Source organism: Segatella asaccharophila, from assembly GCF_054687055.1.
On sequence record NZ_BAACAN010000011.1, the window covers coordinates 41,228 to 57,742 of the forward strand.

Genomic DNA, 16,515 nt, shown 5'->3' on the forward strand with positions numbered 1-16,515 from the left:
ATAATTTTTCCTGAAAACCTACATTTAATAATTCTGTTATTTTACCTGATTTTTATTAGTGATGTCCGCCAAAAGCACCTCCGTTGGAAGATCCGCTGCTGTGGCCACCACCAAAACTTCCGTGTGAGCTTCCGCTTCCCCCTGCACTTCTTGTGCTCTCGTGTGAACTTCCAAAACTTCTGCCTCCGAAAGAGGAATGATTGGAAGAAGAGGAAGAGGTGTTTCCGCGTGAGCGGGAAGAGCCGAAGAAGGAATTACTGCTGGAATTAGACCGGGGGGAAAAGGTCTGACTCGGGCTGCTGTTGCTTTCCCGGAAAGAGCGTCCACTTCCGAACATGCTGCCACTATTGTTTCTGACAGTCGTACGTGTACTGCTCTGTCTGCCGAACATTCCATTGTGATGGGTGCGGTTGCTCTGGTCTTGGTTCATTGAGCCGAAGGAGCCGTTGTCCTGGTATCCCGCATTCCTGGTATTCATGTTCCCAAAGACCCGGCCTTGCCCATAGTCTCCCCGGTTGAACGCATCTCTCATACCCATCTCGTTTCTATTGTAGCTACGTCCTCCGAAATCGCGGCCGCGGTACCAACTCCTTCCTCCGTTGTCCCTCCAACTGTGTCCGCCACGATAATTGACGATAAACGTGGGAGATCCGAAGTAATAGTAGTTGCGGTGCGGGTAGCGGGCATAGATTCTGAAATGCCAGTAATCACCGTCCCAGTAAAGTGGGCGGTAGAAGTAGAGATCATTCAGGTAGTTATTGTATTGCCAGTCCAGCAGAATGTAGCTCAAATCCATATTCCGTTGTCTCCAATAAGAACCATACAGATCATCATAATTATCAATGCTCATCAGATAGTCCAGGTTGATCTCGTAAGCTGCCTCATACTGTTCGTCAGTCAGGTTCAGCTCATAGGCCATTTTATCCGTCAGGAAGAGAGCCTGGTCTTTGGCCTGGTCGTAGCTCATGGCATTTATTGTGCCTGTGAAGGTGAAAAGTGCCACAAGGGCTATTATTAACTTTTTCATAATCGTATGCTTTTAATGTTCCTTCTTTCTTCTTTCAAGGGCAAAGATACATGAAGAAAAGGACTTTAAGTAAGGCTTTTCCCTAAAGTAATGGGGGAAAATCCCTATTGTAAATGGGATTCCCCGAGTAAAGGAGGCTGGTCCGAATCTTGAATGATGCATTTCGTGATGATCTTTTTCTTCTCTTTCTGGTTGGTTGGCGGTTATCTGCTTGTTCTTGGATCAGGAAAAATAGAGAAAAAAGTGGAAATAAGCTGAAAATATTTTGCTAATTCAGTTTTTGGCCTTATATTTGCACCGCTGTACTATCGCCGGGGGTGTTCTGGATTTGACGGCAAGTCGGGATGGTATGTAAGCATGCGGAGCCTCGTTGGCTAGCTCCTGAATCTGAGTGAACAAAAATTTAATTGGCGAAAACAATTACGCTCTCGCTGCCTAATCGAAGTATAGTAGATTACTGGCTCAATCCCGTCACTAGGTGATGGGACGAGACATCGCTCAAGGGATGTTGTTCCGAATCTTCTTGGTCAAGCGGTGCAGGTAAATCGGAAATAGTCCGGGTAGTCCTCGATGCCAGGATGAAATTTTTAGAGGATAAGGCTGTAGTTGGTGGTCCAGGTCTTGCTACAGCACGAAAATGGAGGCTGGAATAAGCATGTAGAAAGCGTATGGTTTCCTTGTTCGGACGCGGGTTCAAATCCCGCCACCTCCACAAGTGGGAGAAGAAACGGAGAAAAATTCCTTATCAGAATATTTTCTCCGTTTTGTTTTTAGCAGTATCTGATCTATTCTTTTCTTCCCCTTTTTACTTACCAATATACAAGATTTTATCATACAGGAATAATAGGTTACACTGTGATGCTGTTTGTATGGTTATTGGAAAATACAGAAATGACAACTGGTATGCTAATTAAGCCTGTTTGCGTTTTAAGATATTAAAGACCTCTTGCGTCTGATTCTTAACGGTAGATTCATTGTTGCGCAGTATAGTTCATAGAGCAGAGCTGTATGCACCATACAGTATACCGCAATGTACCATACAGTAGGGCTGTATGCACCATAGGTGTTCTTTTATCTTTGATATTACCTTAACATGAAGGGATAATTATTATCAATATTTTTAGGATTTTTGCCAATAAATGATTAACTTTGAAGAGGTATTGTAAAGTATATTATGGCAAGAAAACAGAACTTGAGTTATCAAGATATTGAAACTGCACTGAAAGTGTTCAAAGATTATCATGTACAGGCATCGGAAGTGGGTTACGAAATTCTCAAGGCTTTTGGCAAAAGCGATGCGGATATTCGCCGCTATCGTGAAGGAAAGGGAATTTTATCGACATACGAGGGACTTCTCATCAAAGGCTTATTTGGATTCAAGTCTGCTTCCTCCATAACTTTGACTTCTGTATTGGAAATGATGAAAGTGGATACAAAAGTTATTAAGGCAGCACCAAAGATAATTGCAGTCAGTGATGGTAAAACTATCTTGGCTTATGATATGCGGGAAAAGGAATCTTATGAGAATCCTCTGGACCGCCTATATTGTGACTTTGCTTTTTTCTATCCGCTTTCTGGTGTGGAAAAGTTCAAATTAGTGGAAGAAAACCCGGCTGATGTGAAGGCTGCGGAAAAACTTGCAAAACTGCATGATGCTCTTCGTGCCTACAATGATTTCAGCAGTAGTAGCCAATTGCATGATCTGAACTTGTTTATTGCTCGACTATTATTTTGTTTCTTTGCTGAGGATACGGGTATTTTCGAAGAGAATCTTTTTACCGGATCTATCAGGAGATATACTAAAAGTGATGGCAGTGACCTTGCAGAGTATTTGGATGCAGCATTCAACATTATGGATGTCAAAGTGCGTAATGAAGACACGATAAAGATTATATCACAATTTCCCTATGTAAATGGAGGCCTGTTCGCGCGGCATATTCAAATACCGAGGATGGGATATAAAGCGCGGAAAATCATTATTGAATGTGGCGAATTGAACTGGAAAGACATTAATCCGGACATTTTCGGATCAATGATTCAGGCAGTAGTAGATCCGGAGATACGAGCCAATCAAGGTATGCATTATACCAGCGTTCCCAATATTATGAAGGTGATTAATCCTTTGTTTATGGACGAACTGAGGGCGGAATATAATGCACTGAATGAAGAGTTTTTGTTAAGTAAGCGGCAGAAAGAGATAGGGGCATTGAGTGATAAAGACTTTGGATTGAAACGCCAGACGATCGTTAAAAAGATCAATGCCCTATTGTTGCGTATGAGCAATATGAAGTTTTTCGATCCTGCCTGTGGCAGTGGCAATTTCCTTATTATTGCTTACAAGTCTTTGCGATACCTTGAGATGGACATCCTGAAACTTCAACAGGAGTGTGAGGGTGAGGGCTTTCTAACAGCCGTTATGGGAACTTGTATCAGCTTGCAACAGTTTTATGGTATCGAACTGTTGGATTTTCCTCATGAGGTGGCCATGTTGTCTTTATGGCTGGCACAGCATCAGATGGACAATAAACTTTTTGAAAATTTCGGTATTAATACCCAGGCTTTGCCATTGCATAATATTACCCAAATTAAATGCGGAAATGCTTGCAGATTGGATTGGGATGAAGTTTGCCCCCATGAGAAAGATGAAGAAGTATTTGTTTTCGGAAATCCACCGTATTTAGGGGCACGGTTGCAAAGTAAAGAACAGAAAGAGGATATGAGATTTGTGTTTAAAGAAACTCGGACTTATAATAATCTTGATTATATAACAACATGGTTTTATAAGGGCGCAAATTACATTAAAGACTCAAGAGCTAAGGTGGCTTTTGTAACGACAAATTCTATTTGCCAAGGTGAACAAGTTTCTCTTTTGTGGCCATATATCTTTGAAAAAGGTATAGAGATTGCTTTTGCATATCATTCCTTCAAATGGTCTAATAATGCTAAATATAACGCAGGTGTGACATGTGTAATTATTGGGTTACAAGTTCATACCAATGGAGCTAAATTTATTTTTGACAGGACAAAGTCTCAGCAAGTAGATAATATTAATCCGTATTTATTAAAAGGGAATTCTGTAATTGTAGAAAAAAGGAATATCCCTTTGGTTAATGTTCCCCATATAGCTTTTGGTAGTATGCCTAATGATGGAGGATATCTGTTGCTCAATTCTTTTGAAAAAAAACAATTAGTTAATGATTATCCAAAGTCTCAGGTTTTCATTCATCCAATATTAGGATCTGTTGAATTTATACGTGGGGAAGAACGCTATTGTTTATGGATCAAGAATAATCAGCTTGGTTTAGCATATTCGATTAAGCCTATAAAGAATAGAATAGAAAAGTGTAAGATGATCCGACTTAAAAGTAATCGGGAGAGCACTCAAAAACTAGCATTAATTCCTTATCAATTTGGAGAAAGAAGATATGAAAATTCAAAATGTATTATCATTCCCGCAGTCTCGTCAGAACGGCGTGAATATATTCCCATGGGGTATCTAAATGAGGGGACTGTGGTTTCTAATTCCGCTTTTGCTATTTATGGTGCTCAGACGTGGCTTTTTGGTATACTTGAAAGTAAAATGCACATGGTATGGGTACGAACCGTTGGAGGAAAACTAAAAACCGATTATCGCTATTCTGCCCAACTTTGTTATAATACCTTTCCCTTTCCAAATCTTACGTCAACAAAGCGTGATGAGCTCCAGTCTGCTGCGGAAGAGGTGCTTATTGTCCGGGAGGGACATCCTGGAATGACGCTTGCAGAAATGTATGATCCCGATCGGATGCCACTTGATCTCCGCCAAGCGCACAATACTTTGGATGCCGTTGTGGACAGCTGCTATCCAGGTTATCCGTTTGCTACTAATGATGCAAGATTGGAATGTCTCTTTAAAAGGTATGAAAAGTTGGTGAATCAATCGCTTCCTATAAAGAAAAATAGGCGGAAGGGAAGTTCAAAATAAATAAGAGCGAGAAATTGTGAGATAGAGAAATAGAGAGTCTAATGATAGATATACAAAACAGAAATAATTTCGTGGATATCCATTATGCTCAGACAGGAAAGTCGAGTAATGTGGATCAACTAGGCATGCGCGAGATGCAAGCTAAGGCTTATGAGCATAGAGACCAGCGTTTCCTTCTGATTAAAGCACCTCCAGCGAGTGGAAAAAGTCGGGCTTTGATGTTTATTGCATTGGATAAGTTGGCTCATCAAGGTATCAAAAAGGTAGTTGTAGCTGTTCCGGAAAGGAGTATAGGCCGATCGTTCCGGAGTACAGCTTTGAAAAAGTTTGGTTTCTTTGCTGATTGGAAAGTAGCTCCGTATTTCAATTTATGCTCGGCAGGAGGCAATGAAAGTGACAAGGCCGGCAGATTTTGCGAATTCATGCATGGCCCTAAGGGGCAGATTTTGTTATGCACCCACGCTACTCTGCGTAATGCCATGAAACAATTGGAGGATACAGACTGGAATCATTGTTTGCTTGCTATTGATGAATTTCATCATACCAGTGCTGATGCCAATAGTGAGCTAGGGGATACCGTACGGCGGGTGATGAACCATTCTACGGGTCATATTGTAGCGATGACAGGCAGTTACTTCCGGGGGGATGGTATTCCTGTATTGCGAGCCGAAGACGAAGTCCGCTTCTACCCCGTTACCTATAATTATTATCAGCAGTTGAATGGATACAAGTATCTTAAAAATCTTGTATTGAGCTATCATTTCTACAAGGGGGTATATCTGGATCATCTCATGGAAGTGCTGGATACCCATAGAAAAACTATTATACACATACCATCTGTGCAAAGTAGGGCATCTACTGCTCAAGGAAAGTATGCTGAGGCAGCAGAGATTAGAAGGCTGATAGGAGAAGAAGTTTGGCATGATTACAATACAGGTATCTATACTCTGCGTACTTCCGATGGGAGATTGCTGAAAGTTGCCGATCTTGTAGAAGATAATGTCAAGACGCGGAACAGGGTTTATGCTTATCTGGATAAGATCAAGCAGGCTGATGATCTGGATATTATCATTGCACTGGGTACGGCTAAAGAAGGTTTTGACTGGGAATGGTGTGATACGTGTCTTACGATAGGTGTACGTGGTTCTTTGACGGAAGTGGTACAGATCATTGGAAGATGTACGAGAGACTGTAAAGGAAAAGATACGGCTCGTTTCATTAATATGATTGCAATGCCGGATGCAGACCAACCGGATGTGAAAGTTGCTGTCAATGATTTTCTTAAAGCGATTACGGCTTCCTTGCTTATGGAGCAAGTCATGGCTCCGAGTTGGCATTTCAAAACGGCTAAGGAAGAGATCGCAGATGATGATTTTGCCCGCACGATTGTTGTTGAAGGCCTTAAACCACTTTCGAGTGCCAAGACGAGGCAGATCGTGGATGAACAATTAGACGATTTAAAGGCTAGTATCCTCCAAGATGACATGGTGGTGAAAGCCATTAGTGGTAGTACAACTGCAGAGGCCATTACCCAGTATCTTATTCCAAAGGTGATTCGTGAGAAGTATCCGGATTTAAGTCAGGGTGAAGTAGAAGAAGTACGCCAACGAGTCTTGTTGGACACTGTCGTAAAAGGCAATGATATAGTTGATGAGAAGGGCAATCCTGTCGATCTATCGGAAATACCGGAAGGGCAAGAAAGTCAGGAAAGTGAAGGTAATCGACTGCTGAAACTGACGAATCGCTTTATCAATATCGACCAATTGAATATTAATTTAATTGATACCATTAATCCGTTTCAGCGTGCTTATGAAGTGCTATCAAAGACAGTGGACGCTCCTACACTGAAGATCATTCAAGATACAATAGCAGAACAGAAGTTTGATATGCCTATAGACATGGCTATCAAGTTGTTTAAAGGGCCGTTAAAAAGATGGGTTGCCGAGCATGGAGGCCAGAAACCTTCTATGAATGATCCCAATCCTCAGACTCGTGAACTGGCTTTCGCCCTGCAAAAGATAAAGAATCTCAAGATTCGCAAGATGATGGGATTGGAATATGAACCGGATAAGGATGAATGAAAATGGAATGGCCAAAAGAATTACTGGAAATTTTTGATGATGCTCTGTTGGATGACGTTCATCCTAAAGCAGCACCGGTTACGGCGGACGACAGGAAAGTGAAAAAACTGATGGAGATTACGCAGTGGTCGGAAGCGAACGGCCGGAGGGTGCCACGTAAGGACGGTGATAGCCTTAAAGAGAAAATGATGGCTCGTGCATTGAAGGCGCTGAAGGATGAGGCGGGTGAAGAACTGGCTGCGTATGATACTTTAAATCTTTTGAAGGGGGAAAGGTAATGGATATAAAGAAAGAATTGGATGATATTCTAAATGATCCTCTATTGGAGATTTCTGATAAGGAAAAATCACTTTTTGAAATCCCTTCTGACATGAAGAAGGTTCAAGGAGAAAGAAACCAGCCTGATCACTATGCCCAACGGAAGGTGTGCGAAGACTTTGCTCTTTATCAATCTGGGTTTGAACAGATACATCGGGATTTGAAACTTGGAAAAAGGAGTTTGTTGAAAACCTCAAAAACTGATAGTATGGTAGAAGGCCGGTATTATGTGGTTGATGGACAGTTGCTGCTTCTTCAACGCATCGGAAAATATATTCAGGCTGCCAATGGATTGAAGGACGGCCGTACGAGATGTATCATTGAGAATGGGACGGAAACGGATATTTTGTTGCAAACGCTTCGAAAAAACGTGATGGCAAATGGATATGCCGTTTCGGACACGCAGGAAGAAACGGAGAAATCATTGATGAATTCTGATTCTGTTTTGGAAGGAGATCAAGAGACAGGATATATTTATGTCTTGAGTTCACTTTCTCAAGAACCGGAGATTGCCTGCCAAAAGGACTTGTATAAGATTGGTTTTACAACCCATTCTGTAGAAGAAAGAATTGCCGGTGCAGCCGATGATCCTACTTACCTTATGTCACCGGTCAAAATTGTAGCCACTTACAGAATCATAAATATGAACAGCCATGTGCTGGAGACTTTGCTTCATCATGTGTTGGATGCTGTACAAATGCAATTCTCAATTAAGGATCGATCAGGAGACTTATGCCATCCCAAGGAATGGTATGTAGTTCCGCTGACAGTTATTAATGCAATTATTGGAAAAATTAATGATGGCAGTATTACTAACTACACGTATAATGCCCAACAGCAATGTCTGGAGCAGACTGTTGTCAAAGAAAGATCGACATTCAATACAAAAGGGATGAAGATTTTGACACTTAACATCAAAAAGGTCTATTTTGATCAGATTATGAGAGGGGAGAAAACGATTGAATATAGGGAATTGAAACAGACCACTCTCAATAAATATACCTATGTTGATGAGGCTGACGGCAAGCGTTATCTAAGAAGGTATGATGCGCTCCGTCTCTGTGTGGGCTATCATAGGGACCGCGAGAGTGCAATTGTAGGAGTGAAGAATATATTATATCATAAGGGTGTTGTGGAATATCATCTTGGCCGTATTTTTGAACATATAGGCTTAAGTAAATAGTTTTCTAGAACTTCCGGCTGATGCCTTTGGGTACTTTACAATGGACTCGGTATCTATGAGAAATACGACCGCTTCTCCCTAGGTTCTATCCGTCAGAGCGAGCGCCGTTGCCGTGCTTTCACTATTAACTTTCAGAAAGGAAAAGATATCACATCGTAAAGACTTAAATCATTCTATTCTTTGATTATTAAAGACTTTAAAATACCTATAGATCAATGAAAATAGTGGCTGAATATTTACTCGTTTATTGGCAATAAGCTAAAAAACCATATTTTAGCATGTATTCAACAATATCTTTCATTCCCTTTTCACGTAACTTTTCAATTAAAACTTTTGGGGGAGGCCAATTGTTCATATAAGGATTAGAATCAGGACCAGTATATAATCCACCACCGGGACCAGTATATAATCCACCACCGGGACCAGTATATAATCCGCCACCGGGACCAGTATATAATCCACCACCGGGACCGGTATATAATCCGCCACCGGGACCGGTATATAATCCGCCACCGGGACCGGTATATAATCCGCCACCGGGACCAGTATATAATCCGCCGCCAGGACCGGTATATGATCCGCCATCGGGACCAGTATATAATCCACCCCCAGGACCGGTATATAATCCACCCCCAGGACCGGTATATCTATTTCTTGACCACATAATATTTATTATTATTATCTATTTCTCGCAAAGATACTATAAAAAACATATTGGTGATTTGCGATATCTCAAAATTAGATAATATTTAACATTAATTTGATTAGTGAGGTTAATCTGCAACTATTATGCCAAAAAATTGCTTGATTTACAGCTACTTACGAACATTATTACATACAAATACTAAGCAAAAAGAGAATTTATGCTTGATATGCAGCATATGAATTGCCAAAAACTATTAATAATCAACATCATTAGTGATGATCAAATAGCTGAATAGTTATGATTATCTTTAAAATCAAGAACCAAGTATTCGCTAAATTTATTCAGCCAATGGGTGTATAATCATTCCTTTTATCTTCTTTATTCTTCAGTGTGTTAAATACATCATCAAACCATTTGCTTTTAAGAAATCTATAGCCTTGATTTCGAGCTTGATTGATAAGATATTTATTGAAAGGATATATGGTATTTAACTTCGATTCCTTTTTATAGGTAATATAGTTGTCGATTACATCTTCAAAAACGACTTGCTGAGATGACATATAATTTTCCAATGACATAAGTGTGTCTAGATTGACCATGACCAAATCTTTAATTTCAAAGGATGGACTAATAGTTCTTCTTTTAACAATCTCTCGAAATTTATTATTAAGTAAGTAATTAAACCCTTCTATATCAAAAGAACTATCTTCATAAACCAAAATGGGATATATTATAAAATATCTAGAATTAACAGAGTCACATTCTTTAGTAATATCAGAGAGTTTGGTTTCAATCGTATTTGATAATTGTGTAACGCCTTTAGGTTTCAATTTGCCATTCTTTCTATATTCACCCACAAAAATCCTATAGGTTTCCTCTTTTATCTTATCATAATCTATACAAGTCTTAATTTCCCCTTTCATTAGTACATCTTTAAACTCAAAGAGAAAGATCTTATTATCTCTTCTTATATAGTAGTCTGGCTCTCCCTCATGTAGGATATCTTTCATCTTTTCTCCCGAAAAGTGAATATATAGAGAAGAAGGGAAACATCTTCGTAAAGTTTCGTAAAAAAGATAGTGTTCAGAAAACTCTTGGCCTATTAACTGCTTGAGACTTCTATAAACTTTTTCAAATGGTAAAGATGCTGATGTGTTTTCCTTAGCAATATCGAAAAGAATTCCAGAGAAAGATTTATCCAAAAAGAATCTACTATAAAGCATGATATAAGTTCTATCTCTATATTTTAATAAAGGTTTGTCTCGTAATGATTTCAGATCAGCAGAATATTGATAATTTTTTGGATTTAAACATAAACTATCAAGGAAATAACCGTTCACATTGTCATGTCTGTTTATAGCAATGATATGACTTGGGGTTGATTGATTCTTTTCTGTTTCGAGAAACATGGTCATAATCTGATAGAGATACATTTCAGCAGATTGTAAGTTCCGATTTCTCAAAAATGTAGTCAAATAAGTCCTAAATTTTTCATTAGTTTTTGCAAACGTCATTAGTAACTCATATCCTTTTACAAAACCTAAACGATAATCTCTTATAGCACAGAGACTATTCTCATAAAGAGTAACAGGTGTAAATTTTTTACACCATTCTTCAATTGATTCATCCTCATTTGGTATTTTTTTAGTCGTTTCTAATCTTCGATCACAACATTTTAGATAGCACATTAAGAGATCATCGTAGTTTTTGTGGTTTAGTTCATGTCTCGTATCATTAAAATTGGCAAGTAAGTCATTCATGAGTAAAAGAAGGGATATCTCATCAATGAATATATAATCTTTAAATTCTATTTTTTTTAGGTAATCGAGTATTAAAGGTTGCATATATGCTGTGTAATGAAACAGCGTTGAAATAAAGAATTCATGTTCACTTTCATCTATTCTCTTCATCATTCTTTTTCTCAATGTATATGCAACAACCAATACAGAATCAACAGTTGGAAGCCTTTTGATAGTCTTCCAATAGTTAAACTTTTTATAGGGAAAAATTTGAGAAAAGGATATTAATTTGTATAAGTCAAGGTGTGTATTTTGCATAAATATTTTTATTTGGGTGAAACATGAACTTTAGGAATACATATATGTTGTCTTATTTGTTAGAGTTGCATTTCTCTCTCTTATTTGAAAGCGAGGCAGGAAGATAACTGCTTATCTGAAAAGACATCCTTAAGAATCTGCATCATTAGAAACTTATGCTTGTTCTTGTCCATATTCTTCTTATTTGAATAGTTCTTTTACTCTTTTTTCCATTGCTTTTTTGCAATAAACTGGTAAGATAGCAAAGACTTTCTTTTTGTCCAAAGCGGCTAGGTTGTCAAAGTAGAAATTGGGATACAGATAAATCATATCGAGAAATGCCCTTTCGGGTGTTGCCATCCAGATACCGTCATCGTTTTCTATCCCAAGTTGGTTGGTCATTACTTCACCTTTTATCCTTCGGAAGTTATAAGTGGTACCGTCAACTTCTATCTCCCTTGAGAGATAGCTGACCACCGTTACAGCACTGTCATACTGAAAGATGATACCGCTTTTCTGCAACACGTACTGTAGGGAAATGTAACAGGGGGTATAGATGGAACAAGCCATCTCCAATTTATTGTATTTCTCCTTGGTATATATTCCCTTTCGCGGGTTCTTCAGCAATCTGGTCTTGACATAATAGTTCATCCGCTCGATCAATTTCTGACGATCTGTCTCATGAGCGAGTTGTGCTATCAGTGTGGGTGTAAATACAGTCTGAGGAGCTTTTAGAATCTCATAAATGGTGTTCTTCTGTGAACTCATAGTTCAACTGTTTTGAATCTTTAGTTCACAAAACTACGTATATTTTCTTCAACTTCCAAATATTTTAGTTGTTATTTTGTGTTAGCGTATAGATACACTCAGGACTTTCTTTAGTAGTTGTAGTCATAATCTGCATATTAGGTGGGTAAACGGATGCTGTCGGCATCTGAGTCCTGCTGTCGCGCTATACACTGGATGGAAGATACCACATTGATGATAATCTCGTGGAAAATAGTGTACGTCCTGTAGAAGTAGGACGGAAGGGCTGTCTCTTCTGTAGTAATTATGACACAGCTGAGGATGCATCCGTTTACTACTCCTTTATGGACTGTTGCAAACTGGTGGATATTGATCCGAAGAAGTGGATGAGCTATTTTCTGGCCCATGTTCATGATTATGATACGGACTACTGTCTTGACTTGACGGAACTTCTTCCAGCTCATCTCAAGGCAAAGGGACTCAGGCATCTACAAAAAAGTTGGAGACTTCTTCTGGAATTTTAGAGAAGTCTGCGAATATCTACCGAAAACCTTCTTAAATCCTGGAGAAGTTATAGGCTTCTATACTAAATCTTGAATTGTGCAAGAATGGGATAGCTAATGGCTTACGATATAAGAACCTCTATATGAATCACGAGGATGCGTATTAATTCTATTTCATATATTTGATAGTCGGTCTATCCAACTTCTAAAATGGGGACATTTCTTTATCAGAGTGTCTATTCCAATCTCTGATGCGATCTGTACTCCATGAACCACTTTATTATACCCTTTCATCAAATTCATCAGCCTTTTGGATGGTGCCGTGGACTCACCATTATTTATGTCTTCTGGATTAGGAAAGGTTTTCATTACTTGTCTTAACCTCTTAAAATCAACTTCTTTATCTTCAAAGAGTTGGTCATAGGCTTGTTCTGAAGAAAACAGTAATGCCTCAAACTCATGAAGTTGAATATACGGAATAAAGTATCGTTCCGCTCTCGGGTAATCAATTGACAAATCTTCCTGCATCGCCTTCTCTAGATATTCAACTTGTTGTAAATCCGTAACACAAGACTTTGAATCTTTATAATGCGGTGTGTCTTTAGGTAGTTTATAAAAGTCTGCCATCGTAGTTACGACGGAATCAGACTCATTAATCGAATTTACAAGATCCTTCCTGATATGGGAATACTTAGAGATGCCACCCCCGGAATGTTTGATCTTATAGCAACTGACATTGGAAAATTGGAACTTTTCAAAAAAATAAGGGACTATGATATTCCCAACAAAAGCCTGTTCTGTATCGCCTTCTACGACAAATATCATTCTTTTCATATTCATGGTTGTCCCTTAATCACACTTTTACTCCATAGTTCACCTAAAGAATAATCTTCGAGCCAATGCCCTAATTCTGTTCCGTCTAATCGTGAGAAAACTGACTGTCCATCTTTTCGGTCTACAGTAATGACATTCTCGGGTTCAAAATGATTAATCAGATCCACAGACTGAGTAGATACAATCATCTGACAACCCCGTTCCGCAACTGATTTAATCAGCCCCGCCAACTTAGCAATAGCTACCGGATGCAACCCTAATTCAGGTTCATCAATGATAATCGTATTTGGCAAATCAGGTTGCATCAGTAATACAGACAAAGCGATAAATCGTAAACTTCCATCCGACAAATCCATAGCAGTAAAGAATTCTTCAAGATCGTTCTGGTCCTTCCAAGCCAATTGTATCTCTTCGGGATTCAATTTGCGAGGTTCAAGAACGAAACCGGCAAAATAAGGCATGACACTCCTTATGTTCAACTCGATGCGCTTCAATGCCTTCGGAGCCTTCTGCTGCAGATAATACAAGAAAGCAGGTAAGTTAGAACCATTGACTTTCAAAAACTGGTTATCATCAATCCTACACGTTGAGCGTAGTTTTGAGTTGGCTTCCGTATCATGAAAATGATAGATCTTATAATTTTCAAATTGTTCGCTGAGATATTTATTGCGTGCATAAAGAGAGTCCTTCACATAACTTTCCTTCTCATTATATTTTGTGTAATTATCGGACCGGGTCGAACACAAGCTGGTTTCTTCTTTTATGAATAAAAACCCTTCCATATTAGCACCAAGACGAAAATCATATTGGTTACTGCCGAAATCCAAATATCCATGAATCGTATCCGTATGTTTCTGGCCATAATACATCAAGCGATCTACACCCTGTTCCAAGGAATAGCGCTCCAGATTCTTCTCGTAGAGATTATTTACGAGTTTAAAGAAAGATATAAAATTAGATTTCCCTACACCATTTGATCCGATCAAGATATTTATAGGGCATAAATCCAAATCCAATTCTTTAATTGATTTATATCCGGATATTTTGATATTTTTAATCATACTTGATTAGACGGAAAAACGCACATTATAATATAATAATAAATATATGCAAAGATAAGAAAATCTTTTTATATGCCATTCGTCAAGCTCCATATTTTATGAATGGATTGATAGACATCTTATATTATTTACATCTGAAGATATACATTTAGCACCAATACCAGATTAAATATTCATAACTCATATCTGCTTAAGAAATATAATTTCCGCAAAGATAAGCCGTTAAACTTAATTGGCAGAACAGAAATGTAACCTGGTACCTTTTGGAGTGATACGGCGGTACCGATTCAAGTGTCATGATGGTACCGATTCGCCGATACTATCATCTTAAATCCTGGAGACATTATAGACTTCTATACTAAATCTTGAATGATGAGAGAAGGGCTGATGGTTTACGTTCAGAGGCAAGCGATTTAATCAATAGATTCCAATCGTTTTAACATTTTTGATACTTAACCATGTTAATTCAAAACTAATTATACATTAGTTGAGATAAAAGTGCTATATTTGTAACGTGTTTTTATAGTATTAGATTAAAAGGGTGGGAGTACGTGACGTATTTCCGCCCTTATTCTTCAAGGGGTCATAAGGCAGGCCTTCCAGTTGCTGTTGAAAAGGAGCCATTGTTTCTTTTGTTTCAAATAATTATAAGGAATTTGGTTCTCAATTGAGTTGGCTGGTGGGATAGAACTTTTACATTATACCTCGTCATCATCCATGATACCCAGTTTCTTCCTCCAGTAGCGACTGTAGATTGCTCCTAACGGATTGTGGGCGAGAAGGCGATCTTTTACCACAAGCGTTGTAACCGGGCCCTTACAGTTGGCATTGAAGATCGCATCATGGCCGACACATAATCCACAACTGATGAATAGTTCTACCTTTTTGTCGTTGAGAAACTTGGCCTGGAACTTCGGGTTGCACATTGCTTCATGTTCCAGTTCTGGTTTAACCTGTTTTAGCCCCAGTTCTTTCTTTGCTACACTGCAGTTCTTGCAGCAGACGCTATAGAACTCAAAACCTTGTTTTTTGAAGTACCGTTCTATATAGTGTGCCTCGTCGTTCAGTCCGATGCAGAATGCCATGCCGAGCCGCTTGTAGCCCATCGCCTTAGCAAACTCAGCCGTCTCCTGGAGTCGGGTGATATTGCTGTAGAAAGTTGCTTCCACGTATGCTGCAGCTTTCATGATCTGTTTCTCATCGTCAGTATAGGCCGCAATAACCTCGTCAGCGGTCAGGTCTGAGCAATTGATGCCTTTTGTGTAACAGGCATGAGATTTACAACTTGCACATTTATCCTTCATATTCTATAAACCTATAAAGTCTTTCGAGCCAGTTTGCTATTGACTGACTACTGAATAGGTGTGTGCGTTGAATTAAAGAAGTGATTGATGGTTGACATACCATTTTACTTTACGGGTCGATTTTATGCCTGTAGGATGATATAGAAGTGATTTTTGGGAATAAAAAAAAGGAAATATTAATTTTCCTTTTTCTTTCAAATGCCCTTAAAATAAAGGCTTTTCGATGGGGTGGGAGGAGGGACTCGAACCCACGACATTCAGAACCACAATCTGACGCTCTAACCAACTGAACTACACCCACCATTTTTGATCATGCTTTCTTATCTGAAAGCGGTTGCAAAGGTAAGGGATTTTTTTTGTTTTACCAAATAAATCCCTTACTTTTTTATGCTTTTATTAATTAGCCGGTGTTTGAGGCACCTTTGGCGCAGCGGGAGTACTTTGCTGGGCACCACTTGTAGCCGGCGCAGCCGTACCTTTACTTCCACTGGCTGCAGGTGTGCCCTGAGCACTTTGTCCGGGCATTGCCGGCATTGCCGTATTTGTCGTTGTAGCAGATTTTTCCATGACACTTTCATCTGCTGTAGATTTTGGCGCAACATAAGCACAGAGTATGCTGATGACAACCATCGCAATAGCCAGGCCCCATGTGGCCTTTTCTATGAAATCAGTGGTCTTGCGGACACCCATGATCTGGTTAGAGGAAGAGAAGTTAGATGCCAGTCCGCCTCCCTTTGATTCCTGGATCAAAACGATGCCGATCATCAGAATTGATACCAGTACAATGATGATGATTAATACTGTATACATT

Annotated in this window: 13 protein-coding genes, 1 tRNA gene and 1 other RNA gene; 6 read left to right on the plus strand and 9 right to left on the minus strand. The window is 39.2% G+C overall.

The window, feature by feature from the left end:
• Positions 1-55 precede the first annotated feature (55 nt).
• The gene (locus tag ACYRYG_RS08330) at positions 56-1,027 is read right to left on the minus strand and encodes a nucleoporin FG repeat-containing protein (protein ID WP_293423429.1); all 972 of its coding nucleotides are present in this window, start codon (positions 1,025-1,027) and stop codon (positions 56-58) included.
• 313 nt (positions 1,028-1,340) lie between these two features.
• Between ACYRYG_RS08330 and ssrA the strand changes: the two genes are divergently transcribed.
• From ssrA to ACYRYG_RS08355, 5 genes are all read left to right on the plus strand, one after another.
• Positions 1,341-1,742, plus strand: a transfer-messenger RNA (tmRNA) gene (ssrA, locus tag ACYRYG_RS08335).
• A gap of 459 nt (positions 1,743-2,201) precedes the next feature.
• A complete protein-coding gene (locus ACYRYG_RS08340; protein ID WP_294731814.1) occupies positions 2,202-4,991 on the plus strand; it encodes a class I SAM-dependent DNA methyltransferase in 2,790 nt (929 codons plus the stop codon).
• Between the two features lie 41 nt (positions 4,992-5,032).
• Entirely contained in the window at positions 5,033-7,072 is a 2,040-nt protein-coding gene (locus ACYRYG_RS08345) for a DEAD/DEAH box helicase (protein ID WP_294731816.1), read from the plus strand.
• 2 nt (positions 7,073-7,074) lie between these two features.
• Complete coding sequence (locus ACYRYG_RS08350) at positions 7,075-7,350, plus strand: hypothetical protein (RefSeq protein WP_294731818.1); 276 nt, start codon at positions 7,075-7,077, stop codon at positions 7,348-7,350.
• Positions 7,350-8,573 carry a GIY-YIG nuclease family protein gene (locus ACYRYG_RS08355; protein WP_294731821.1) on the plus strand — a complete coding sequence of 408 codons (1,224 nt, stop codon included), beginning with the start codon at positions 7,350-7,352 and terminating at the stop codon, positions 8,571-8,573. Before ACYRYG_RS08350 ends, ACYRYG_RS08355 begins: the two co-directional genes overlap by 1 nt.
• Before the next feature lie 244 nt (positions 8,574-8,817).
• On the opposite strand, the gene ACYRYG_RS08360 is transcribed toward ACYRYG_RS08355, so the two are convergent.
• The 3 genes from ACYRYG_RS08360 to ACYRYG_RS08370 form a co-directional block, all read right to left on the minus strand.
• Entirely contained in the window at positions 8,818-9,237 is a 420-nt protein-coding gene (locus ACYRYG_RS08360) for a hypothetical protein (RefSeq protein ID WP_460197979.1), read from the minus strand.
• Positions 9,238-9,560: 323 nt separating this feature from the next.
• Positions 9,561-11,276, minus strand: a complete 1,716-nt coding sequence (locus tag ACYRYG_RS08365) for a hypothetical protein (protein ID WP_460197980.1) — start codon at positions 11,274-11,276, stop codon at positions 9,561-9,563.
• Between the two features lie 180 nt (positions 11,277-11,456).
• Positions 11,457-12,023: a hypothetical protein gene (locus ACYRYG_RS08370; RefSeq protein ID WP_460197981.1), complete on the minus strand. Its 567-nt coding sequence runs from the start codon at positions 12,021-12,023 to the stop codon at positions 11,457-11,459.
• Positions 12,024-12,199: 176 nt separating this feature from the next.
• Here ACYRYG_RS08370 and ACYRYG_RS08375 point away from each other — a divergent pair, with 176 nt between their 5' ends.
• A complete protein-coding gene (locus tag ACYRYG_RS08375) occupies positions 12,200-12,526 on the plus strand; it encodes an IS66 family transposase (protein ID WP_460197988.1) in 327 nt (108 codons plus the stop codon).
• A gap of 153 nt (positions 12,527-12,679) precedes the next feature.
• On the opposite strand, the gene ACYRYG_RS08380 is transcribed toward ACYRYG_RS08375, so the two are convergent.
• The 5 genes from ACYRYG_RS08380 to secG all read right to left on the minus strand — a co-directional run bounded on the left by ACYRYG_RS08380 (position 12,680) and on the right by secG (position 16,514).
• Positions 12,680-13,339 (minus strand): DUF4276 family protein, encoded by a 660-nt coding sequence (locus ACYRYG_RS08380; RefSeq protein WP_460197982.1) that lies wholly within the window; start codon positions 13,337-13,339, stop codon positions 12,680-12,682.
• 2 nt (positions 13,340-13,341) lie between these two features.
• Positions 13,342-14,400: an AAA family ATPase gene (locus ACYRYG_RS08385; RefSeq protein WP_294074500.1), complete on the minus strand. Its 1,059-nt coding sequence runs from the start codon at positions 14,398-14,400 to the stop codon at positions 13,342-13,344.
• Positions 14,401-15,098: 698 nt separating this feature from the next.
• Positions 15,099-15,704 (minus strand): DUF1847 domain-containing protein, encoded by a 606-nt coding sequence (locus ACYRYG_RS08390; protein WP_293418901.1) that lies wholly within the window; start codon positions 15,702-15,704, stop codon positions 15,099-15,101.
• 224 nt (positions 15,705-15,928) lie between these two features.
• Positions 15,929-16,005 (minus strand) — tRNA-His (locus tag ACYRYG_RS08395).
• Positions 16,006-16,100: 95 nt separating this feature from the next.
• The gene (gene secG / locus ACYRYG_RS08400; protein WP_293418904.1) at positions 16,101-16,514 is read right to left on the minus strand and encodes a preprotein translocase subunit SecG; all 414 of its coding nucleotides are present in this window, start codon (positions 16,512-16,514) and stop codon (positions 16,101-16,103) included.
• Between the last annotated feature and the right edge of the window lies 1 nt (position 16,515).

Bases quoted from the DNA above. Each gene is read 5' to 3' on its own strand.
- ACYRYG_RS08385 (WP_294074500.1), bottom strand. From the start codon at position 14,400: ATGATTAAAAATATCAAAATATCCGGATATAAATCAATTAAAGAATTG.
- ACYRYG_RS08355 (WP_294731821.1), top strand. From the start codon at position 7,350: ATGGATATAAAGAAAGAATTGGATGATATTCTAAATGATCCTCTATTG.
- ACYRYG_RS08340 (WP_294731814.1), top strand. From the start codon at position 2,202: ATGGCAAGAAAACAGAACTTGAGTTATCAAGATATTGAAACTGCACTG.
- ACYRYG_RS08365 (WP_460197980.1), bottom strand. From the start codon at position 11,276: ATGCAAAATACACACCTTGACTTATACAAATTAATATCCTTTTCTCAA.
- ACYRYG_RS08380 (WP_460197982.1), bottom strand. From the start codon at position 13,339: ATGAAAAGAATGATATTTGTCGTAGAAGGCGATACAGAACAGGCTTTT.
- ACYRYG_RS08360 (WP_460197979.1), bottom strand. From the start codon at position 9,237: ATGTGGTCAAGAAATAGATATACCGGTCCTGGGGGTGGATTATATACC.
- secG (WP_293418904.1), bottom strand. From the start codon at position 16,514: ATGTATACAGTATTAATCATCATCATTGTACTGGTATCAATTCTGATG.
- ACYRYG_RS08370 (WP_460197981.1), bottom strand. From the start codon at position 12,023: ATGAGTTCACAGAAGAACACCATTTATGAGATTCTAAAAGCTCCTCAG.
- ACYRYG_RS08345 (WP_294731816.1), top strand. From the start codon at position 5,033: ATGATAGATATACAAAACAGAAATAATTTCGTGGATATCCATTATGCT.
- ACYRYG_RS08330 (WP_293423429.1), bottom strand. From the start codon at position 1,027: ATGAAAAAGTTAATAATAGCCCTTGTGGCACTTTTCACCTTCACAGGC.
- ACYRYG_RS08350 (WP_294731818.1), top strand. From the start codon at position 7,075: ATGGAATGGCCAAAAGAATTACTGGAAATTTTTGATGATGCTCTGTTG.
- ACYRYG_RS08390 (WP_293418901.1), bottom strand. From the start codon at position 15,704: ATGAAGGATAAATGTGCAAGTTGTAAATCTCATGCCTGTTACACAAAA.